General features: G+C 72.9%; 20 protein-coding genes and 1 pseudogene. 11 read left to right on the forward strand and 10 right to left on the reverse strand.

Translation table 11 applies throughout. The features are described from left to right. Positions 1–27: 27 nt before the first annotated feature. On the reverse strand, positions 28–765 hold the full coding sequence (locus ACIBSV_RS15485; protein WP_395863081.1) for a Mut7-C RNAse domain-containing protein: 738 nt from the start codon (positions 763–765) through the stop codon (positions 28–30). Positions 766–998: 233 nt separating this feature from the next. On the opposite strand from ACIBSV_RS15485, the gene rpmG reads away from it, so the two are divergent. Further along, positions 999–1,163 (forward strand): 50S ribosomal protein L33, encoded by a 165-nt coding sequence (gene rpmG / locus ACIBSV_RS15490; protein WP_395863083.1) that lies wholly within the window; start codon positions 999–1,001, stop codon positions 1,161–1,163. Between the two features lie 126 nt (positions 1,164–1,289). Here rpmG and ACIBSV_RS15495 read toward each other — a convergent pair whose 3' ends face one another. Next, positions 1,290–2,195, reverse strand: coding sequence for a hypothetical protein (locus ACIBSV_RS15495; protein WP_395863085.1), 906 nt, complete (start codon positions 2,193–2,195; stop codon positions 1,290–1,292). Next, positions 2,192–4,330 carry a hypothetical protein gene (locus ACIBSV_RS15500; protein ID WP_395863087.1) on the reverse strand — a complete coding sequence of 713 codons (2,139 nt, stop codon included), beginning with the start codon at positions 4,328–4,330 and terminating at the stop codon, positions 2,192–2,194. Before ACIBSV_RS15500 ends, ACIBSV_RS15495 begins: the two co-directional genes overlap by 4 nt. Before the next feature lie 306 nt (positions 4,331–4,636). On the opposite strand from ACIBSV_RS15500, the gene ACIBSV_RS15505 reads away from it, so the two are divergent. The 3 genes from ACIBSV_RS15505 (at position 4,637) to ACIBSV_RS15515 (ending at position 7,710) form a co-directional block, all read left to right on the forward strand. Next, positions 4,637–5,896, forward strand: coding sequence for an MFS transporter (locus ACIBSV_RS15505; protein ID WP_395863089.1), 1,260 nt, complete (start codon positions 4,637–4,639; stop codon positions 5,894–5,896). 183 nt (positions 5,897–6,079) lie between these two features. Then, positions 6,080–6,448 carry a GntR family transcriptional regulator gene (locus ACIBSV_RS15510; protein ID WP_395863090.1) on the forward strand — a complete coding sequence of 123 codons (369 nt, stop codon included), beginning with the start codon at positions 6,080–6,082 and terminating at the stop codon, positions 6,446–6,448. 98 nt (positions 6,449–6,546) lie between these two features. Then, positions 6,547–7,710 (forward strand): DUF5925 domain-containing protein, encoded by a 1,164-nt coding sequence (locus tag ACIBSV_RS15515; RefSeq protein WP_395863092.1) that lies wholly within the window; start codon positions 6,547–6,549, stop codon positions 7,708–7,710. An 86-nt stretch (positions 7,711–7,796) separates the two neighbouring features. Here ACIBSV_RS15515 and ACIBSV_RS15520 read toward each other — a convergent pair whose 3' ends face one another. Further along, a complete protein-coding gene (locus ACIBSV_RS15520; protein WP_395863094.1) occupies positions 7,797–8,588 on the reverse strand; it encodes an exodeoxyribonuclease III in 792 nt (263 codons plus the stop codon). A gap of 131 nt (positions 8,589–8,719) precedes the next feature. Here ACIBSV_RS15520 and ACIBSV_RS15525 point away from each other — a divergent pair, with 131 nt between their 5' ends. Next, a complete protein-coding gene (locus ACIBSV_RS15525) occupies positions 8,720–9,070 on the forward strand; it encodes a nucleotide pyrophosphohydrolase (RefSeq protein WP_395863096.1) in 351 nt (116 codons plus the stop codon). A 95-nt stretch (positions 9,071–9,165) separates the two neighbouring features. On the opposite strand, the gene ACIBSV_RS15530 is transcribed toward ACIBSV_RS15525, so the two are convergent. Continuing rightward, positions 9,166–9,510 (reverse strand): hypothetical protein, encoded by a 345-nt coding sequence (locus tag ACIBSV_RS15530; protein ID WP_395863098.1) that lies wholly within the window; start codon positions 9,508–9,510, stop codon positions 9,166–9,168. Beyond that, the gene (locus tag ACIBSV_RS15535; protein ID WP_395863100.1) at positions 9,510–10,340 is read right to left on the reverse strand and encodes an ABC transporter ATP-binding protein; all 831 of its coding nucleotides are present in this window, start codon (positions 10,338–10,340) and stop codon (positions 9,510–9,512) included. Before ACIBSV_RS15535 ends, ACIBSV_RS15530 begins: the two co-directional genes overlap by 1 nt. 1,114 nt (positions 10,341–11,454) lie before the next feature. On the opposite strand from ACIBSV_RS15535, the gene ACIBSV_RS15540 reads away from it, so the two are divergent. After that, positions 11,455–12,057 (forward strand): TetR/AcrR family transcriptional regulator, encoded by a 603-nt coding sequence (locus ACIBSV_RS15540; protein WP_395863102.1) that lies wholly within the window; start codon positions 11,455–11,457, stop codon positions 12,055–12,057. Between the two features lie 68 nt (positions 12,058–12,125). After that, on the forward strand, positions 12,126–13,262 hold the full coding sequence (locus ACIBSV_RS15545) for a serine hydrolase domain-containing protein (RefSeq protein WP_395863104.1): 1,137 nt from the start codon (positions 12,126–12,128) through the stop codon (positions 13,260–13,262). A gap of 217 nt (positions 13,263–13,479) precedes the next feature. Here the strand turns inward: ACIBSV_RS15545 and ACIBSV_RS15550 are convergent, their stop codons facing one another. Both ACIBSV_RS15550 and ACIBSV_RS15555 read right to left on the reverse strand, forming a co-directional pair. Next, positions 13,480–14,220, reverse strand: coding sequence for a hypothetical protein (locus ACIBSV_RS15550; RefSeq protein ID WP_395863105.1), 741 nt, complete (start codon positions 14,218–14,220; stop codon positions 13,480–13,482). A 75-nt stretch (positions 14,221–14,295) separates the two neighbouring features. Then, on the reverse strand, positions 14,296–14,724 hold the full coding sequence (locus tag ACIBSV_RS15555) for a hypothetical protein (protein WP_395863106.1): 429 nt from the start codon (positions 14,722–14,724) through the stop codon (positions 14,296–14,298). A 363-nt stretch (positions 14,725–15,087) separates the two neighbouring features. Here ACIBSV_RS15555 and ACIBSV_RS15560 point away from each other — a divergent pair. The 4 genes and pseudogenes from ACIBSV_RS15560 to ACIBSV_RS15575 form a co-directional block, all read left to right on the forward strand. Next, positions 15,088–15,447 (forward strand): annotated as a pseudogene (locus ACIBSV_RS15560) (protein kinase); the annotation flags it as partial. Positions 15,448–15,505: 58 nt separating this feature from the next. Beyond that, on the forward strand, positions 15,506–16,156 hold the full coding sequence (locus tag ACIBSV_RS15565; RefSeq protein WP_395863108.1) for a pentapeptide repeat-containing protein: 651 nt from the start codon (positions 15,506–15,508) through the stop codon (positions 16,154–16,156). A 148-nt stretch (positions 16,157–16,304) separates the two neighbouring features. Continuing rightward, positions 16,305–17,477: an amidohydrolase family protein gene (locus ACIBSV_RS15570; protein ID WP_395863110.1), complete on the forward strand. Its 1,173-nt coding sequence runs from the start codon at positions 16,305–16,307 to the stop codon at positions 17,475–17,477. A 115-nt stretch (positions 17,478–17,592) separates the two neighbouring features. Continuing rightward, entirely contained in the window at positions 17,593–18,168 is a 576-nt protein-coding gene (locus ACIBSV_RS15575; protein ID WP_395863112.1) for a Uma2 family endonuclease, read from the forward strand. 17 nt (positions 18,169–18,185) lie between these two features. Here the strand turns inward: ACIBSV_RS15575 and ACIBSV_RS15580 are convergent, their stop codons facing one another. Further along, a complete protein-coding gene (locus tag ACIBSV_RS15580) occupies positions 18,186–19,358 on the reverse strand; it encodes a type ISP restriction/modification enzyme (RefSeq protein ID WP_395863114.1) in 1,173 nt (390 codons plus the stop codon). Continuing rightward, positions 19,340–20,803, reverse strand: coding sequence for a carboxylesterase/lipase family protein (locus tag ACIBSV_RS15585; RefSeq protein WP_395863116.1), 1,464 nt, complete (start codon positions 20,801–20,803; stop codon positions 19,340–19,342). The genes ACIBSV_RS15580 and ACIBSV_RS15585 overlap by 19 nt, the downstream gene beginning before the upstream one ends. Positions 20,804–20,822: the final 19 nt, after the last annotated feature.

Here is a 20,822-nt window from a genome sequence, read left to right on the forward strand (position 1 = left end):
ACCGGTCGCAGCCGTGCGCGGCGACCGTCAGCGGATGCTCGCGACGGTGCGCCGTGCGGCCTCGACGATCTCGTCCAGGTGACCGCCGTGCGCACCGTGCCAGTACACCCGGTCGCACGCGCGGCATCGGGCGAACGCGTCCACCCGGTCCAGCGTGCCCGCCTCGACCTCGGACTCGACCTCCTCGCGCGTCGCCGCCCGCAACTCGCCGTTGCACGCCGTACAGCGCGTCCAGGGTGCGAGCGGCAGCGCGAACCGGCGGAGCAGGTCGTCGAGTTGGCCGTCCGCGCGGATCCCGTACACGTACGCGCCGAACCACAGGTTCTTGCGCCGGAGCAGACCGCGGTCCTGGGTGAGCAGCACCCGCCGCTCGGCGTTGGCCTGGATCACCAGGGTCGGGTCGTCGCAGTCGTTGTGATAGGCCGTGTCGATCCCGATCAGACGCATCCGACGGGCCAGCGCGCCGAGGTGCACGTCGAGCAGGAAGCGCGGCGGCGCGTCGGCGAATTCCGGGATGGCCTGCGGGCGCCGGATCGGCAGCACGTCCACGACCTCGCCGCCGGCCGGTCGATGCCCCGGCCCGACCTCGCGACCGTCCACCAGCAGCGCGCCGACCTCGGGCAGCGGCGGTCCGGCGGATTCCACCAGGTGCCCGAGGGTCGAATCCCCGTCGGCGGGGATGGTCACCGGCAGTCCACGCAGCCTCGGCGGCAGGAACTGTTGCAACTCGGCGGGGATCTGAAGCAGCACGTCCGATCGATTCACCGGGCCAGCATCGCATCGCGCACCCCCACCGCGCCCGGGGTTTCCGGGGCGATCTCGCGGTCGCCGGAGCGTGTCCTCGATCCCCCGCCACCGCCCCGCCGGCCGATGCCGCGCGCCTACCCGCCGCGCGCCGACGGGGTGACCCTCCCCCACGTGGAAGCCGTGGAATAACCGGTCGTCCCAATGCCTTGAAGCAGCCATCGGGACACACTTCGAAACTCCGGGAGGCGTCCATGGCTCGCAGTGAGCTTCGTCCGATCGTGAAACTTCGGTCCACCGCCGGGACCGGTTTCACCTACGTGACCAGAAAGAACCGGCGCAACGACCCCGACCGGATGAGCCTGCGCAAGTACGACCCGGCCGCCGGAAAGCACGTACTGTTCCGCGAAGAGCGTTAGGCAAGGCTTCGAGCGGAGCGACAGGCCGGAGGGAATAACAGCCGGCGGAACGTCGACGCGAAACAGCCGGACCGCAGGGGCCGCACACCACCATGGGTGTGCGGCCCCTGGTCGTGCTCGATTTCGCTATCCGCCCGATTTTGGTTCGTCTCTCGCGTCCGAACCGCGTTCGACCAGGTCGTCCCACAGGCCCAGGCCGCGCAGCACCTCCACGCCACGCGGCCCGGACGCGGCAAGGCCGGCCACGATCGCCTTCCGTAGTTGATTGCGCTCGAAGTCGTCGGCGTCGCCGAGCAACGCGAGCAGTTCGGTACTCAGGGTGGAATCCGCGGCCGCGGCCGAATCACGGCGATCCAGGTGCTCCACCACCGCCTCGATTCGATCGGGAAACCGGGTCAGCCAGTACGCGATCAGCGCCTTCGGCCCCTCTCGAATCAGCGCCTGGTGAAAATCCAGCCGCATTCGGGTGAGCCGCTGTCGCTCCTTTTCCAGAGGCACCGCCCAGCGCGCCTGGTCGAGCGCGTCCCGGATATTGTCCGGAATCGGCTCGGCAAGCAGGATCGCGCCCGCCGGGCGATAGCCGAGTCCGTATTCCGCCAGCACCGTCGGCTGAGCCGCCACGAGATCGAGTTCGCCCTGGACCCGGCCCTCGTCGGCGTCGTGCGACACGGCCATCGCCTTGCGGATCCGGTTCTCCACGTCACGGCGAATGAAGGCGACCGCGTCCACGGGGCGAAGACGCGCGACCGTTGCGGGGTCGTGCACCCACCAGTGCAGCTGTACCTGCACCCGACAGGCACGCTCGCCGTCCGGTCCGGCCCGCAGCTCGAACTCGCGGATGTCGGCGAACTCGCGTACCGCCACCCACCACAGCTCGCGCGCCTTGCGCACCTCCGCGAGGGTCGGTCCCGGCTTCGCGCTCGACGGGACCACGAGCACATGATCGGCGCGCGACCCGAACCGATGGCGGAGGTAGGTCAGGATGCGCGAGCCGGTGGCGGGCCGGACCAGGGCAATCCGGTCGTCGGTCATGCGCTTGCTCCCCCGTTCGCTCGGGTCGGCGGCTCCTCGAACGCGGTGATGGCGGGTTCGAGCACCTTGATGTCGATCACGCCGCCGTCGGGCAGCCCCCGGTGGGCCAGCCGGGTCAGGTCGTACGCGAGGCGTTCCAGTCCGTGGCCGCGGCCACGGCCGGTGCGAAACAGCAGCACGAAGGACGCGCGCAGCGCCGCGGCGCGGGTCGAGTCGCCCCGCGTGGTGCCGAGCAGGTCGGTGAACAGCCGGGCCACCACCGGGTATGCGTCCCGATCGCACACCGCGTGCCGGACCACGGCCAGGAATCGCTCGCCGGTCAACAGTTCGCCGTCGGCGTCCTCACCGACCAGGACGGCCGCCACCTCGGCGGCGGCCCGCGCCTCCTCCCAGTCCTCCACCCGTTCCAGCACCGACTCGGCGCGCATGCCGTCCCGGCACAGCGCCGCGAGACCCTCCCGGGCCGCCGCCGCCACCGCGCGATCCCCCGTCCGGGCGAGCCGGAGCAGATCCGTCAACGTCCGGCCGGGATAGACCGACGCCAGCCCCGGGTACGCCCGGGCCGCCATCAGTCGCAGCCCCGAGCGGGTGGTGTCCCGACTCCAGCCCGCCAACAGGCGCCGCACCTGGGTGGCCACCACCGCGTCCTGGGCCGCCGCCCGCAACGCCGGCACCGCCATCGCGCGCCTGGCGTCGTCCCGGACCCAGCGCAGCACCGGCGCCAACGGCCGGTGCCCGCGGCCGGTCGCGATCAGGTCGCCCACGGCGCGCGCCGCGACCCGGTGGACGTCCGGCGGATGCCGCGGGGTCGCGGCCAACCAGTCCAGCAGCGGGTCGCGCAGGTCCGGGTAGGCGTCCCACACGTGCGCCCGAACCGACGCCGCCCAGTGCGGTCGATCGAAGGCGACCACGTCGAGCCGGTAGCGGGCACCGTCACGCGTCGCGTCGGCGGCGATCGTGGTCGCGTCGATCAGGTCCAACCGGGCCGCCCGGGCCCGTGGCGGCCAGTCCTCGGCCGGTTCCTCGGCCCCGGTCGGCAGCCGCTCGGTCAGCGTCTCGCGCAGCGCCCCCGCGCGCTCGGTGACGATGCCGTAGTCGTGCCCCTCGAAGACCGCCGCCGCGATCATCAGCGCCCAGTCGGCGCGCCCGGGATGCGCCCGCAGCCAGCCGGCCACGGCCGCGTGGTCGCGATCGCGCAGCACGTTCAGCACCTCGGTCCTGGTGAACCTGCCGTCGGCCAGATCGGCCAGGTCGCCGGCGACGGCCGAGGCCCGGTCCGGACGGCCCCCGTCGGCACGCACCAGTTCGGCGATGTCCTCGTCCACCAGGTCCAGGTGGCGGCGCTCCCAGTCCCGACCCAGGTGGTGGGCGAGGTGGCTGTGCAGCACCTGGAGCGGGTCGGGACGTTCACACGGCACGTGCCAGGGTGCCCACAGGGCGAGCACCGGGGCGGTGGCGACCGCGGTCACGACGAGCACGCTGTCGCGTTCGACCAGGCGACCGCGCAGCAGTTCGAGGTCGTGGCGGGCGTAGCCGGCAAGCGGGTCCGCGGCGGCGGAGTCGACCACATAACCCCGGCCGCGCTGGATCCGGTGGGTGGTCAGGTCCTCGTCCGGGTCGAGCGCGATCACCTTCCCGGCGTACTGGTCCTGCATCAGGTGCAGGGCCAGTGTGCGCTTGCCCGACTCCGCCTCGCCGGTGAGCAGGATCAGGTGGCGGGCCATCATGCTGCGGGCGCGCAGGTAGCCCTTCGGCGGCACGAACGTGCGCCGGACGAACTCGCTCTCCTCCGGCCAGATCGGACCCTCGCGCGCCTGCCGCAACCGGCCCGCGCTGCCGGGGCCGGCCCCGGAGGTCAGGTCCGCGAACATCCGTGCGCCGAAGACGTGCGTCCCGGTCGTGCCGTCCAGGTTGACGATCACCGTGCCGGCCGCGTCCGGACGCACGAGGTCCTCGTCCGGCCGGTCCGTGTCCGGCCGGTCCTCATATCGCCCCTCACCATCCGCTCGGTCCCGGTCGACCTGTGCCGGGTCGATCCGCCGCTCGGACCGCAGGGGTCCGGCGGCGCCCTCGCGCGGCGGGACGGCGCGAGCCGAGGCGGCCGGGTCGAGCGGCCGCTCGTCGGGAAGGCTCATCTCACACGCCCCGGGCCGAGCCGCCGACGTGCGGCTCGTCGTCCGGGTCCCGGCGGTGGTGCGTGAACCTCTCGGTATCCACGGCGAACAACGCCCGGATCGACGGTATGTCGGACACGGATTCCCCCTTCGGCGAGCGTGTGACCACGCTGGGTTCGACGGGTCCACCGTGCCGCAGCCGCGCCCGCGGCGCCGCGCACTTCCGCCTTCCCGTGCCGGGGTCGTGGCGCGGCAACCGGCCCGGTCGCCGACGGGTGTCCCGGAAATCACTCGACAGCGGCCCGGTGTTTGTGCCGATAGTCACGAATGTCGAGCCGACTTGCGCTGCCCACGTGGGCGAGCCGCAACTATGTGTTGCAGACCGGGGCCACCTTCGTCACCGGGCTGGGTAATTCCGGGGCGCTGATCGCGGCGGCCTTCGCGGTGCTGGAGGCCGGTGGCGGCGGGACCGGTGTCGGGTTCGTGGCCGCCGCGCGGACCCTGCCGCTGGTCGGGTTCCTGCTGCTGGGCGGTGTGATCGCGGATCGTTTCCCGAGGCATCACGTGATGGTGCTCGCCAACATCGCGAACGCGCTGTCCCAGGGTGTGTTCGGGGTCTACGTGCTCACCGGAGGCACCCGCCTGTGGGTGATGATGCTGCTCTCCGGCATCGGCGGTTCGGCGCAGGCGCTGTATCTGCCCGCCGCACAGGGCTTGTTGTTCGCCTCGATGGAGGCCGAGCACGCCGGGCCGGCACTGGCCGCGTACCGGGTCGCGGCGACCGGCTCGCAGATCGGCGGGGCGGCGCTCGGCGGGGCGCTGACCACCACGATCGGGCCCGGGGTGGTGCTCGTGCTGGACGCCGCCTGCTTCGTGTCGGCCGCGGTGCTGCGGCTGTTCATGCGGTTGCCCGCGTCCGGGCCGGTCGAGGACGACTCGGTCTTGCGGCAACTCGTGGACGGTTGGCGGGCGTTCGTGGCGCGGCGCTGGTTGTGGGGGATCGTGCTGCAGTTCGCGTTGCTGAACGGGGTGATGACCGCCGGCGAGACGGTGTACGGGCCGTTGGTGGCCGAGGAGCACTGGGGCGCGGCCTGGCCGTGGGGGGTGGCGCTGAGCGCGCTGGGCCTGGGCGCCCTGGTCGGCGGTCTGATCCAGGTGCGGTATCGGCCGCGCCGACTGCTTCGGGTGGGCAACTGGGGCCTCCTGCCGGTCGCGCCGACCTTCGTCGCGCTCGCGATCCCCGCGCCGTGGCCGCTGCTCGCGTTGTCGATGTTCGTCTGCGGGGTGGGCATGGAGGTGTTCGGCGTGTGCTGGATGTCGGCCCTGCACCAGGAGATCCCGCCCGAGTACGTGGCCCGCGTCTCGGCCTACGACTGGCTCGGCTCGATGGCCCTGGCCCCCGCGTGCACCGCACTGGCGGGCCCGGCGGGCAATGCCTTCGGTTACCCGAACATGTTGTGGGCCTGCGCGGGCGCGTGTGTCGTGCTGGTGCTCGCCGTGTTCGTGATCCCCGAGGTCAGGACGTTGTCCCGAGCACCGACCGGGCAGCGGGTGAGCGATCCGGTCACCACGGTCGACGCGTCCTGACCCGGCCCCACGATCGGGCGACGTGCCCGGCTCCGACACCGGTGCCGCGCCCGGATCCTGGCTGTGGTGCCCGGCGCAGGCGGCCTGACTCTCGGCCATGCCGCCGCCGGGCCGCACAGCCAGGCTCCGGGCACGCGGCCGTGCTGCCGCCGGGCCGCACCGCCAGGCCCTAGGCTCGCGGCCATGGTGATCACCGTCGATCCGGCCTCGCCCGTCGCGCCGTTCGAGCAGATTCGGGCCCAGCTCGCCGAGCAGGCCCGGGCCGGCACGCTGCCCGCCGGCACCCGGCTGCCGACCGTACGCGGCCTGGCCGGCGACCTCGGCCTCGCGCCCAACACCGTCGCCCGCGCCTACCGCGAACTGGAGGCCGACGGCGTGATCGAGACCCGGGGTCGTTCCGGGAGCTTCGTCGCCGCCGTCGGCGACACCGCACACCGGGCCGCGAGCGAGGCCGCGTTGGAGTACGCCCACCGGGCACACCGGCTCGGCCTGACCCGCGACGAGGCGATCACCACCGCGCTGGCCGCGTTCGACGCGGTCTACGACGCCTGAACCCGGTCCTCGAACCCCGGCCGGCACCGCCCGGTCGGGAAAAAGCGCTACGCGAAAACCTCTGTACGGACGGCCCGGGGCACCGGATCATCGAATTCATGTCGATGCCTCGCCAGACGTCCCGCCCATCGGATGGGGCGCCGAGCTCAGCCGGTGACGACCCCTCGACGCTGCTGCCCTTCGTCTTCGGACTCGACGACGCGGACACCCCCTACGACGCCGTGGACGGGCTCGCCCTCGCCGCCTTCGTGACCGGCGCCCAGCCGTGGGCCAGGACCACCCGCCTGGACCGGGTCAAGCCCGGCGCCCGACTCGTGCCGCGCGGCGCCAAGGTGGTCCGCGCCGTCGAGGAGGACGACCGCTCCTCCCAGCTCGCCGTCGGCGACGGCTGGACCCTGCGCTCGGTGCGCTGGCGCAGCGGTGGCGGCGAGGTCACCGTGACCGCCGTCGACGAGAAGGTCGGCCGCGCGGTGCTGAAGAAGGCGGTCAAGGGAGCGGCGGCCGATCCGCCGCCCAAGGACGAGGCCGTCGCGATGGGCTTTTGGTACTTCTCCGCCCGGCGCGGCCCGTACCGCACCACCCGGGCGATCACCGCCGCGCCGTGGGAGGACATCCGGCGCAACTACACCGCGCCGACCGCCGGCGCGTTCGACCGACTGATGAAGGTGACGCCCGACGACGTGTCCGGGCGATTGATTCTGCTGCACGGTCCGCCCGGCACCGGCAAGACCACGGCCCTGCGCGCGCTGGCCCGCTCGTGGCAGGACTGGTGCCGGATGGACTGCGTACTCGATCCCGAGGCGCTGTTCGGCGACACCGGCTACCTGATGGACGTGGCGATCGGGCGCGGCGACGAGGACGAGGAGACGCACGACAAGTCCAAGAAGCAGCGGTGGCGGTTGTTGGTCCTGGAGGACTGCGACGAGCTGATCCGCGGCGAGGCCAAGCGCTCGGCCGGTCAGGCGCTGTCCCGGCTGCTCAACCTCACCGACGGTCTGCTCGGTCAGGGCCGCAACGTGATGGTGGCGATCACGACCAACGAGAACCTCGGCCGGTTGCACCCGGCGGTGGTGCGCCCCGGCCGCTGCCTGGCCCAGATCGACGTCGGCCCGCTGGACTTCGCCGAGGCGCGCGAGTGGCTCGGCACCGCCGACGGCATCGGCACGCACGCGACCCTCGCGGAGCTGTACGCGCTGCGCAACGGCGCGGCGCCGGTCGAGGTCGAGCGGCCCCGGCACGATGGCGAGGGGTTGTATCTGTAGCGGCCGTGGTCCTGCCGGCGGGATCCGTACCGGCGGCCGGTCCCGGAGACGACGCGCGGCCGGCTCCGGGACCGGGTGGCCGGCGGCTACACGTCCAGGTCCACCACGACCGGCGCGTGGTCGCTGGTGCCCTTGCCCTTGCGGGCCTCGCGGTCGACGTAGGCGTCGGTGGTCGCGGTGACGAACGGCGTGTTGCCGTAGACCAGGTCGATCCGCATGCCCTTGTTCTTCGGGAAGCCCAGCTCGCGGTAGTCCCAGTAGGTGAACGGGACGTCGTACTTCAGCGCCCGGGGCATCACCTCGCGCAGTCCCACGCCCTCCAACGCGGTGACCGCGTCCCGCTCGGCCTGCGTCACGTGGGTGGAGTTCTCGCCGAACAGCGAGATGTCCCACACGTCGCGGTCGGTGGGCGCGACGTTGAAGTCGCCGAGCACCGCGAACGGTCGCGAGCCCGCCGCGTCGGCGGCGACCGCGGTGCGCAGCGCGCTCAGCCACTCCAGCTTGTAGGCGTAGTGCGGGTTGTCCACCTCGCGGCCGTTGGGCACGTACACGGACCACACCCGGACGCCGCCGCAGGTCACGGAGATCGCCCGAGCCTCGTGCGGGCCGTCGACCTCGGGGAAGCCCGGACCGGCCTCCAGCCCGAGGGTGACATCGGCCAGGCCGACCTTGGACAACACCGCGACACCGTTCCAGCGCCCACCGGCGTTGACGGCCGACGTGTAGCCGGCCTCCTCCAGTTCCTTGCTCGGATAGGCCTCGGGTGTGGACTTGAGCTCCTGCAGACACACCACGTCGGGCGCGGCCCGCTCCAGCCACTCCAGCAGCTTGGGCAGCCGGGCCCCGATCGAGTTGATGTTCCAGGTGGCGACCCTCATGCGAACCTTCCAGGGCGGACGACGGCGGTCGGGGCGGCCGGACCGGCCGGACATACCCCGCGGCCATTCTCCCTCGCCGGGGTGACACCACCGGTGCGACCGGGGCGCGTCGGATGCGGTAGGCATGGGGCATGGACACCACTCCCCCGGCCGATTCCGAACTCGCCGAACTGACCGCCGCGCTCGCCGCCTTCGCCGCCGAGCGGCACTGGCAGCCGTACCACACGCCGAAGAACCTGGTGATGGCGCTGAGTGTGGAGGCGGCGGAGCTGGTGGAGATCTTCCAGTGGCTGACTGCCGAGCAGGCCGCCGACGTGATGTCGGATCCGGAGCGCGGCGAGCATGTCCGGGAGGAGATCGCGGACGTCCTCGCCTACCTGCTCGGACTCGCGGGGCAGCTCGGCATCGACCCGGCGCAGGCGCTGCGGGACAAGATGGTCAAGAACGCGATCAAGTACCCGCCGGGCGCGCCGGGGTTGTAGGCCGGACCGATCCGCGCGCCGGGGTTGTCGGGCGGACCGATCCGCGCGCCCTGGCGTGACACGCCGGGCCCGGGCGGATACGACCGCCGTCCGGGCTACGCCCGGCGCAGCCGGATCCAGTGCCGCGCGCGGGTGATCCGGCGGGAGACGCGCGGCCCGCGCGGGTCCGGCTTCGCGGCGGTCGTGGCCACGAGCCTGGTCTGGGTGCGCGGGGCGTCGGGTTCGTAGGGCAGGGCCCCGAGGTCGCCGGGCAGACCGTCGACCGCGGACCGGGCGCCTTCGAGCAGCGTGTGCGTCATTGGTGTTCCCCCGTTCGGGATCCCACGGACCCCGTCGTCTTCCTCGATCCCGCCGTTTTCCTCGATCTCGTCGATGTCGTGGATCGCGCCGATCGCGCCGACGGTGTTCATCTCGGCGTGCGGCGACTCGGTCTCGGTCATCACGCGTGCCCTCCCGAACAGGCGTCCATGGTGCGACGGTCCCGTCGCACCTCGGCCGGCGTGCCCTCCGCAACCACGCGGCCGGATTCCAACAGGGTGACCCGATCGCACACCGCGTCGACGAAGTCGCTCTCGTGATCCACCACGAGCAGCCCCACGCCGTCCGCCGCGACACCGCGCAGGAGCAGCAGCAGGGCCTCCGTCTCGCGCGGTGTCAATCCGGCGCTCGGCTCGTCCAGCAGCAGCACACGCGGTACGGCCACCATGCCGCGCGCGATGTCCAGGAGCCGTCGTTCGCCGTACGTGAGTACGCCCGCGTTCCGCTCGGGGCGACCGCGCGGGCCCGCCCGACCCGGCGCGGCCGGCCCGCCGGGTCTGCGCTCCTGCTCGACCCGCGCCATCATCGGGCGTAACAACCACGAGGCGAGCAGCAGCCGGTGTCGGGTCTCGGAGCCGGCGAGCACGACACTGTCCGCGCCGGATAACGCGCGAACCGGCTGCGGGGTCTGGAACATCCGGACCAGGCCGGCCCCGCGCGAGCGTTCGGGGCTGCCCAGGCGGACCGGCCGGCCGTCCACGAACAACTCGCCGCCGGCGGGCACCACCCCGGTGATCGCGTTGAGCAGCGTGGTCTTGCCGCTGCCCCGCGGGCCGATCACGCCGAGCACCTCGCCGCGATCCACCGTCAGGGACACGTCGTCCACGGCGCGTAACGCGCCGAAGTCCACCCGGATGTCCCGGACCCGCAGGACCGGTCGTCGCGCCTGATCGGACGCGACGGCCGGGACCGGCTCGGGCCCCGGGACGTACCGGCGCGCCGGGTCAGGCATGGTCGCCCCCCTTGGCATGGCCCGGATCCCGCGCGTGTGCAACGGTCGTTCGCACCCGCGCGGGCGGGCCCGCGAGTGTCGCTTCCCCAAGCGACACCTGCCGCGCCGCGACGGCCGCCCCCCGGCCGCGCGGCTTTCCGGGGCCCGAGCCGAGGCGCGCATGCGGGCACGCCCCGGCGTCGGACCCTTCCCCCGGGCAGCGCACGGGACCGGACGCCATACCTGACACGGCGTCACCCCCCACCCGCGCGCCACCCGTATCGGAGGCCGATCCGGAAGCCGGATCGGCGCTCGAACAGGGCTCCCCCACCCCGTCCGATACCGACCCGGACGTATCCGGGACAACCTCCGCGAACCGGACAGACGCCGACTCCCCTCCTGACCCGGCGTCACCTCCCGGCCACGACACATGGTTGGTACTGGTTCGGAGCAACCGGCCGCCCCCGGCCCGGTCGACGCACCCGAGCACGACCCGATCGGGACGCGTCGCGAACACCGAAGTCGGAACGAGGGATGACGGCGCACCCGAGCGACCGGGCAACCTACGCCCGGCGAGCCGGAGTCGGCCCGGATCGGCCCCGAGGCGGCCGGACACCGCGCGGGCGGCGAACGGCGCGACGAAGGTGACCATGGTCAGACCGCACCGTGCACGAGTGCCGGGAGCTCGGTCGACGCACCGCCGCGAACGCCGGTGACCGGCGCGGTGCGAGCGGACACGACGGGGCCGCCCGTCCGGAATCGATTCCCGGCGGGTCCTCGGCCTGCTCGTGCCGCTCTGGTGGTGCGTGTCGTGCGCACGGCATGCGCCGTGCGTGCCGTCCATCGAGCCATGGGAGCCAACGCCTCTCGCGTCGTCTCCCCGCCCGGCCATCCCCCACGGAGTCCCGGATGCGGCACAAGCTAGACCGCAACGCCCTTTGCTCGCAAGGGCCTTGACAGCGATTCGAGAACTGGCGTAGAAGGTTCAGCACAATCTAACAAATGTTAGATAGGCAGTTCGGTTCTCCCTGAAGGCAATCCCCCACCGATCAACGGCAACCGCTCCACCTGCGGTTAGGCTGCACGCACCGCACGACGCAGCCGCATCCACCCGCCGGACCGAGAACGGGCGCTCATGTCACGCAGGAAGACGGAACCCGAAGCACTTCCGCGCCGGGAGGTGATCCTGTCCGAGGCGGCAACGCTGTTCGCCCGCAAGGGAGTCGTCGCGTCGACGGTGCGCGAGATAGCCGACGCGTCGGGGATTCTCGCGGGCAGCATCTATCACTGGTTCGGCTCGAAAGAGGATCTGATCGACGAGATCCTCACCGGCGCGATGCGCGACCTGTCGACCTGGTACGACGAGGCGTTCGCCGACGCGCGCACCTCGAGCGACCGGTTGCGCGGACTCGTGCACGCCGCGTTCCGCACCATAGAGCACCACCCCGACGCGGCCACGATGTACGTCCGGGACTACGCCTACCTGGCCACACTGCCGCGCTTCGCGCATCTGGCGGCGGACGGTGCCCGGGTTCGCGACCTGTGGCTGAACACCCTTCAGGAGGGCATCGAGTCCGGGGAGTTCCGCGCCGATCTGGATCCGGAGCTGGTCTACCGCTACCTGGCCTATCCACTGTGGCTCACCGCCGGTTGGAAGTCCGGCATCGACCGCACCCTGCCCGAACTGGAAGCCCAATTCACGGCGCTCGTGCTGGAAGGCGTCACCCCCCGAAACTGACGAGGCGACGGCTGCCGACCACGCCGACGCCGGTGGGGGACCCCGAGCGTTCGCGAAAGGACCACACCATGCACGTCGACGGTTTCGTCGCGCCCGGATTCGCGCCCGTACAGGCCGCGTTCGAGGAGAACTTCGCGATCAACGGCGAGGTGGGCGCCGCGCTCGCGGTCCATCTGGACGGGGCGCCGGTGGTGGACCTGTGGGGCGGACTGGCCGAACCGGACACGGGACGCGATTGGGAGCCGGACACCGTGCAGGTGGTCTGGTCGGTCACCAAGGGCCTGGTCGCGACGTGCCTGGCGGTGCTGATCGATCGCGGCCTCCTCGATCCCGCGCAGCCGGTGTGCCGCTACTGGCCCGAGTTCGCGGCGGCCGGCAAACGTGCCGTGACGGTCGCCCAACTGTTGTCGCATCAGGCCGGGTTGCCGTACCTGGACGAGCCGATCACGCTCGACCAGGTGGCCGTACCGGACGCGCTGGCCGACGCGCTGGCCGCCCAGCGGCCTGTGTGGGAGCCCGGAACGGCACACGGCTATCACGCGGTGACCTGGGGCTTCTACGCGGGCGAGCTGATCCGCCGGGTGGACGGCCGCACGGTGGGCGCGTTCCTGGCCGAGGAGGTGGCCGGCCCGCTCGGCGTCGACGCGCACATCGGCCTGCCGGCGACCGTCGTGCCCCGGCTCGCGCACCTGACCACCCTCGCCCCCATGGACCCCGGTCTGCTCGACCTCGGCTCCGATCTCGGCCGGGCGATGCTCGCGCTGCCCGAACTCGCCGCCCCCGGTGCGGATCACGATCCGGACGTGCTCGGGTGGGAGGTGCCTTCCGGGCTCGGCGTGACCAACGCCCGGGCGCTGTCCCGGGTGTACGCGATGCTCGCCGGAGGCGGCACGCTGGACGGTGTGCGGCTGCTCTCCCCCGCGACCGTCACCGAGGTGACCCGCACGGTGGTCGAGGGCCGGGACCGCATCCTGGGCGACCACACCGCGTTCAGCCTGGGTTTCATGAAGCCGGAGACCGCGTTCTTCGGCGTCTCCCGCGACCCCGCCGCGTTCGGACACCCGGGCAGCGGCGGCCCGTTGGCGTTCGCCGACCCGGCGGCGGGACTGGCCTTCGCGTACGTGACCAACGGCCGGTCGCCCCTGCACACGGACGTACGGGCACTCGGACTGATCGAGGCGGTGCGGGGCTGTTCGTCGCGCTGAGGCGGGACTTCGAACGCGACGCCCAACACCGCGGCACCCGGTGCCGTGGCGCATGGGCGTGCCGTGGAGACGCCCGCAGGATTGTTCCATTCGCGTGTTTCGCCGGGACGGCGAGCGCGGCGAGCGCGGCGAGGAGCCCGAAGCGCGGATGCGGTGCCGGCGGCGTGCTGCTCGGCGGGGAATCGAGCCACGCGCCGGAGCCCGACCGGCGCAGAGGTCAGTCGCGGCGGCGAGCGGCGGCGAGCAGGAAGCCGCCGAGGAGAAGCAGAAGGCCGGCCGCCACGCTCAGCGGCAACGCCGGCGCCGAGCCGGTGTTCGCCACATGGTCGGTGATCGCTCTGCGAGCGATCACCGCGGGTCCGTCGTGCACCGCCCGCTTGGCGGCGGCGCCTCGGTCCTTGGCCGCGCCCTCGCGGCTGCCCGGGGGCTTGGCGCGACGCGGGGGCTTGCCGGCCGCCGCCGGGCGGGGGGCGCCCGCCGGGTGACGAAGCGACCCGGCACCGGCTCGATCGGCCCCCGACCCGGTCGAAACGGCGGACGACACATGCGGCGCGGCGCCCGGATCGGCGCGCCGGCCCGGATCCCGCAGGCCCCGGCAGTCGTCCCGGGCCGGTTCGGCGCCCGGGACGCGGGCCCGTTCGCGCAGCGTGGCGGTGTCCGGCCGGCCCGCGCCGAGCGGGTCCGCCGCGGTCGCCGGGTTCGAGTCCGGGCAGCGCGCCGCGCCGACCGTGTCGGTGTTGGGGAGTCGGATGCCGGGCCGGAGCGGGTGATCGGTCGGAAGCGGCGACAGCGGCGGCGGGATCGGGCGCAGACGTACCTCGGCCGACCCGCGCGCGAGCGCCGAGCCGGCCTGGACCGGCGCCGCGGCGGCACCGATCGGTGTGGCGATCGAGGTGAGCACGGCCACGCCGAGCACAACCGCCGGCGACGTCGCGCGGAGCCTTCGGTGTCTGCTCACCCGACCACGCTAGCCGGCCCGGGCAGCTCGGGGCCGGCGCCGCGCGTACCGTTCCCCCCTTCGGCCCAACGCGCGTCACCCGCCCGGGAGGACCCGGGCCACGACGCCCGCGTCGCGCAGCAGCCGCGCGAGGTGCTCGACCTCGACCCGGGTGCCCGCCCAGCCGTTGTCCAGCGCGGCCGCGGCCATCCGGCCGGCGGTGGCGAGGTCCACCGGGAACTCGTCCCGGAACACCTTGAGCACCCGGACCCGAGGGCCGCCCGGCCCCGCGCCGCCGGCGTCGACCACCAGGTGCGCGAGCCCGTGCTCGGCGATCAGTGCGGCGCGGATCACCGCCGGCGTCGGCTCGCGTCCCGAGTCGTCGCTCACCAACCCACAGGCGCCGCACTGATAGCTGTCGTCCCAGGCCGGCCGGCCGTCGACGATCTCCTGGGTCAACCAACGGCGGATCGAGGCGCCGCATCCGCCGCACGCCGCGACGATGCTCGTGGACTGATGGCGCATGGTCCGCCTCCGGATCCGGGCGGCCGCCGGTCCCGAACCGTCGGCCACGACTGGTGCTGCGAGGTACGCCGGCGGCCGGCACCCGCCCGCGGGAACCGGGGTCGACCCGTGGCGACCCACGGCGACCGGTGGCGCCCCGTGGCGCAAAGCCACCGATCACCCGTTCGGGAGACTCGCTGCGGAGCCGATCGCCCGGCGGCAATCATCCTTGCAGGGACCGAACTTCGGCGCGTGGCACGCGACGCGCAGCCCGCCGGCCCCGGGTCGATCGTCGTCCCCGAGGAAACGTGTGCACAGGGAGCCACCGTGGCGAAGGTGTCGGCGGGCCGGTATCGGCTCGTCGAGGCGTTGGGCCGGGGCGCGATGGGCGTGGTCTGGCGCGCGGTCGACGAGTCACTCGGGCGGTCCGTGGCATTGAAGACGCTTCCGCCCGCGTACGGTGATCCGCGCGAGGCCGAGCGCCTGGCGCACGAGGCCCGCGCGCTCGCCCGGATCGCCTGCCCGCGCGTCGTGGACGTGCACGACTACGGTCGGGACGAGGACGGCACGGTCTTCCTCGTGCTCGAACTGGTCGAGGGCCGCACGCTGTACGACGTCATCGCGTCGGGTCGGCTGCCCTCGATCCCGGTGCTCCTGGACTGGGCCCGCCAGGTGCTCGAGGCGCCGGACACCACGCACGCCGCGGGTCTGCTGCACCGCGACATCGAGCCGGCGAACATCATGGTCACGCCGTCGGGCGCGATCAAGCTGCTCGACTTCGGCATGTCCCGCTTCCTGCGGGATGGACTCCCGCCGCCTCACCCGCACCGGCTTCGCCGCCGGAACCCCGGCGTACATGGCGCCGGAACAACTGGATCCGGACACCGAACCCGACGGCCGGGCCGACCTGTTCGCGCTCGGCGTGGTGCTCTACGAGTTGCTCACCGCCCGGCGGCCGGAGCGCGGCGCACCCACGCCGCCGAGCGCGCTGACCGCGACCGCGGTGCCCGACGTCCTCGACGATCCGGTGCCGGCCGCGCTGGCGCCCACCCGCGACGCGCGCCCCTCGAACGCGCGGACGGCGCGGGTCGGGGTCGAGTACGCACTGCGCTCGTGGCCGGCCGAGCACGTGTCCACCGGGCGGGCCGGGCGGTTGTCCCCGGGGGTGATCGAGGACCCGGCCCGCCTGCCGGGGGGCCTGCCCAGCGGCGCCGACCTGCGCGGCGCCTCGCTCGCGGCGGCCGACCTGCGCGACGCGGACCTGTCCGACACCGATCTGCGCGATACCGACCTCAGCGGCGCCGATCTCACCGGGGCCGACCTGTCCGGCGCCACCCGGTTCCCCGGCACCCGCCGGCCCGTGGGCGCGGAACACCTGCGCCGGATCTCCACCCCCCGTCCTCCGTCGACATCCTGCGCCTGCCCCGGCACGCCGTCTTTCGACCCTCCATGAAAAAGACAGACAGCCTTACCTTGTAACGGTGTCACGATTCGAGCGACAATCCCCGGACACCGGGTCCCGACCCGCGTCCGGGTTCGCGTCCCGTCGCGTCCGGTGCGGGTTCGTGCCGGGTTCGTGCCGCTCCGAGGGGGTCTTCGCCATGCGTGTCTTCGACGCCGACAACCACTACTACGAGGCCATCGACGCCTTCACCCGCCATCTGGACCCGAGGTTGGGCGAGCAGGTCATTCAGTGGTGCGAGATCAACGGCCGCAAGTACCACGTGATCGGCGGCACGGTGAACCACGCCGTGGTCAATCCGACCTTCGACCCGATCGCCAAGGCCGGCGCGATGGCCGAGTACTTCCGCGGCAACCCCTCCGGCCGCAACCCGCTGGACTACCTGCGCGAACGTGAGCCGATCCGCCCGGAATACCGCGACCGGGACGCGCGCCTGGCGGTGATTGACGATCAGGGCCTGGACGGGATCTGGCTGTTCCCGACCCTGGGCATGGTCTACGAGGCGGCCCTGGCGCACGACCCCGCGGCGGTCGGGCAGTTGTACTCGTCCTTCAACCGCTGGCTGGAGGAGGACTGGGGGTACGCCTACCGGGACCGGATCTTCGCCGCGCCGTACATCGCGCTCGCCGACCCGCGGACCGCGCTCGCCGACCTCGACCGCGCGCTGGAGGGCGGCGCCCGGATCGTATGCATGCGCCCGGCGGCGCCGAACACGGCGGACGGCCCGTACCCGCCCGGGCATCCGGTCTTCGATCCGTTCTGGGCCCGGGTGAACGAGGCCGGCGTACCGGTGATCGTGCACGCGGGCGACAGCGGCTACTCGGCCAACGGCTACAGCCGCAAGCAGGGCCTGCGCACCGACTTCAAGGGCGGCGGCGGCCCGTCGGTGACCATGTTGTGGACGATGGAACGGCCGATCTTCGACTTCCTCGCGTCGCTGATCCTGGACCGCCTGTTCGAGCGCTTCCCGAACGTGCGGGTGGTCTCGGTGGAGAACGGCTCCGAGTTCCTCGGCGACCTGTTCCGCAAGCTGCGCTCGGTCGGCCGCAAGATCCCCGGCCTGTTCCCCGAGGACCCGGTGGAGACCTTCAGGCGGCACGTGTGGATCAACCCGTTCTGGGAGGACGACCTGGTCGAGGTGGTCGACCTGATGGGCCCCACCCGCGTCGTCTTCGGCTCCGACTGGCCGCACATCGAGGGCCTCCCGAACCCACGGGACTACGAAAGCGAACTCAAGCCCTTCGACGAACGAACCAAAGCCATGATCATGGGCGAAAACGCGAAGGAACTGAACACACCCCGCCCGATCTGAACCCGGCGCCTCCCGCGCACTGTCGCACCTTCCCGTTTGTCACATATCGGGAAGGTGGATCCTCGTACCTCGGTAAGGTGGGCGGCGTTCAGAGTCGTCCACAGGAGGCATCGACATGAGCAACGGCCCCCAGTCCACCGACTCCGGTATCGCTGCCCTCTTCGAGTCGATAGAGGCACCCGAAACCGTCCGGGTGGAGCTGATCGGAGGCCGCATCGTGATGTCACCCACTCCTGTCAGCGGGCACGGAGGGCTGCTGCGCCGACTGTTCTCACGGTTCCTGGAACCGAATCTTCCCGAAGGCATGGACGTTCCGATGTCCCCCGTCACGATCATGCTTCCGGGCGTCGGTGGCGACGGATACGTCCCCGACATGGTTGTCTTCGACGAAGACGCGAACTGGGACTTCGACGGCTGGAAGCTCCCCGCCGATGTCGTCCACCTGGTCGTCGAGGTTGTCTCCGCCGGCCGGGAGAGTCAACACGACGACCGTGAGGTCAAGCCGCTCGGCTATGCCTCCGGTCCGATCCCGCTCTACCTGCTGATCGACCCGCTCCGTCAAGAGGTCACGCTGTTCGCGTCCCCGTCGGACGGCAAATACCAGGAGCGGCACACCGTGCCCTTCGGCGGGCGTATTCCGGTACCCGACCCCTTCGACGCCGTGCTGGACACCTCGATCTTCTTCCGCTGAGCGCGGCTGTCGATCGGTCAGATCAGGACGGCCTGGCCGCCGGGGCCCTCCTCGGTGATGTCCAGGACCGTGGGTGGGCGGCGGGTCGCGGGGGCGGGTGGGAGCAGGGCGGCGGGGTCGAGGGTGGGGCCCGCGGCGGCCCGGATGCGGAGTTCGGCCTGCTCCTCGGTCAGGTCGGTGAGCAGGCCCAACACGTGGAGCAGGTCGATCAGTTCGCTGGTCAGGTCGGTCGACCAGGTACGTTCGCGAATGCGCTCCAGGCCCTCGCCCGGGGGTTCGGTACGGGCCGCGATCCACGGCTCCAGGATGCCCAGGTCCCACACCTCGCGCGGGACGGGACCGATCCGGCCGGAGCCGAGCAGGAGCGTACGGGTCTCCTCGTCGTAACTCGCGCCCGCCGGGCGCGCGGGGACCGGCTCGCGCACGAACGGGCGCCGCCCGCCCGGCAGTCGGGGCTTGCCGTCGCCGGGACGGCCGAACCGCGCGCCGAACGTGTACAGGCCGATCAGCCGGCGGCCGAGTTCGACGCCCGCCGCCCACACCGTCGGGTCGGCGGTGAGCGGCACCCCCGCCGGATCCACCGTCACCGCCACGATCCAGGCGAACACGTCCTCGGCCGCGACCGGGACGGCCAGCCGCTCCGTGAGCAGGCCGACCAGACCGGGCGCGAGGTTGGGCACCCGGCCCGCCGGGTCCCGATACAGCGGCGCGACCCGCCCGCCCCGACCGCCGTGATGGGCCGCGTCCGGCAACAGCGCGCTGCACAACAGCGGCCAGGGATCCCCCGCTTGACGTTCCGTCAGGTAGACCTGCCGATCCCCGCGCACCCGCCACAGTTCGGGCCGGGCGAAGTCCACCACGCGGTGGTCCGCGACCAGCCACTGCCGATCGAAGGGCCGCCGGGCGACCCGCACCAGCCGAGGCGTGGGCCCGACCTCACGCGCCAGCGGCCCGATCGGCGCCGCACACCCGGGCAGCGGCGCGGGCCGGGACCCGTCCGTGCGCGAACGCGTGGGCTGCAACAGCGTGTTGCGGTCCTCGGCGGCGGCCAACCGGGCCCAGCGCCGACGCAGCGTCTCCCGTTCGGGCGCGTACACCCAGGTCCGTCCCGTGCCGATCCCACTCGTGCCCCACGGCATCAGATCCGCCAGCGGAGGCGGCCCACCCGGGCTCACAGCGCGTGGTCCCACACCCGCCGCTCCTCCCGATCCGGATCGCCGACCACCGTCGCCGGCACGTCGAGCAGCATCGTGCGCCGCTCGCTCGGGTCGTACCGGGGCCACGCCGGCAGACCGTCCGCCACCGGCGGCCCGCCCTTGACGAACGCGACCCACGCCTGCTGGATGCGATCGGACAACTCCCGCGCGGCGGGCGGCACCCCGCCGGTCAGCCAGCGGCCGAGCGGCGTGTCCAGCGTGCCGAACACGAACGGGATGTCGATCGCGTGCGGCGACCCCAACCGCTGTGGATGGGCCTTGGGCGCCCAGCGGAAGCGGTACATGTACGCCGTGCCGCCGGCCGCGAGCTGCGCCTCGGCGAGGCGCACGGTCGGTATCCCGTACGACTCGGCGGTGAGCAGCCGGATCCGCCGCGAGCGCCCGTTCAGGTCCGGGTACATCTCCGCGTAGGTGCGCACCAATTCGGCGAGCGCGTCCGGGCGGCGCAGGTTGGCCAGGTCGGCGGGTCCGGGCTCGCGTGCGCCCGTCCCCTCGGTGACCGCGAACATCTGCTCCTCGTCCTGATTCGACCCGAGCAGGATCGGCACGTCGCCCCGGATCGCCCGCAACGGCGTCACCGGCAGCGGCCCGGCGGGATCGACCACCGGCCGGAACACGAACCGCGCCGTACCGCGCCCGATCGCCTGCTCCTGCGCGTCGAGCAGATCGGTCGACGGCACGTCGATCAGTTCGGCGGCCCGGTCCGGGCCGAGCCCGAGCGCGGCCAGCACGTGCCCGGTGGCCTGCTCCGCCTCGGGCACCGTGCGCACCGTGTGCGCTCCGCCGCTCTGCACGATCGCGCGGTGGAAGAGGCCGCGCGCGGCGGGCAGCGCGAGCAGGTTGGCGGTGAGCTTCGCGCCCGCCGACACCCCGCCGAGGGTGACCCGGTCGCGATCCCCGCCGAACGCGGCGATGTGCTCGCGCACCCAGCGCAGCGCCCGCACCACGTCCAGGAGCGCGTTGGTCGAGGAGGCGGCGTACTCGTCGCCGAGCAAGTGCCGCAACTGCAACAGCCCCAGCGCGCCCAGCCGGTAGGCGACGGTGACCACCAGCACGCCGCGCCGGGCAAGCCGGCCGCCGTCGTAGACACCCTCGAACGAGGCGCCGGAGGTGTAGCCGCCGCCGTGCACCCACACGAGCACCGGATGCGGGCCGGGCTCGGCCGGCGCGTGGATGTTCAGGTACAGGCAGTCCTCGTCGACGGCCACCGGCGCGGCCCCGTACCGGCCGATCGGCTGCGGCGCCGCGTGGGCGAACTCGCGCGCGTCCCGATCGCCGGTCCAGGCCGCCGGCGGCCGGGCCGGGCGAAACCGGGCCGGGCCCACCGGCGGCGCGGCGAAGGGCACCCCTCGAAAGATCCGGACCCCGTCCGACTCCTCGCCGACCAGGCCACCCAGCGACGTCCGCACACGCACCATGGCATCGAGCATAGAACCC

The sequence above is a fragment of the Embleya sp. NPDC050154 genome (genome assembly GCF_044460165.1).
Taxonomy (GTDB): Bacteria; Actinomycetota; Actinomycetes; order Streptomycetales; family Streptomycetaceae; genus Embleya.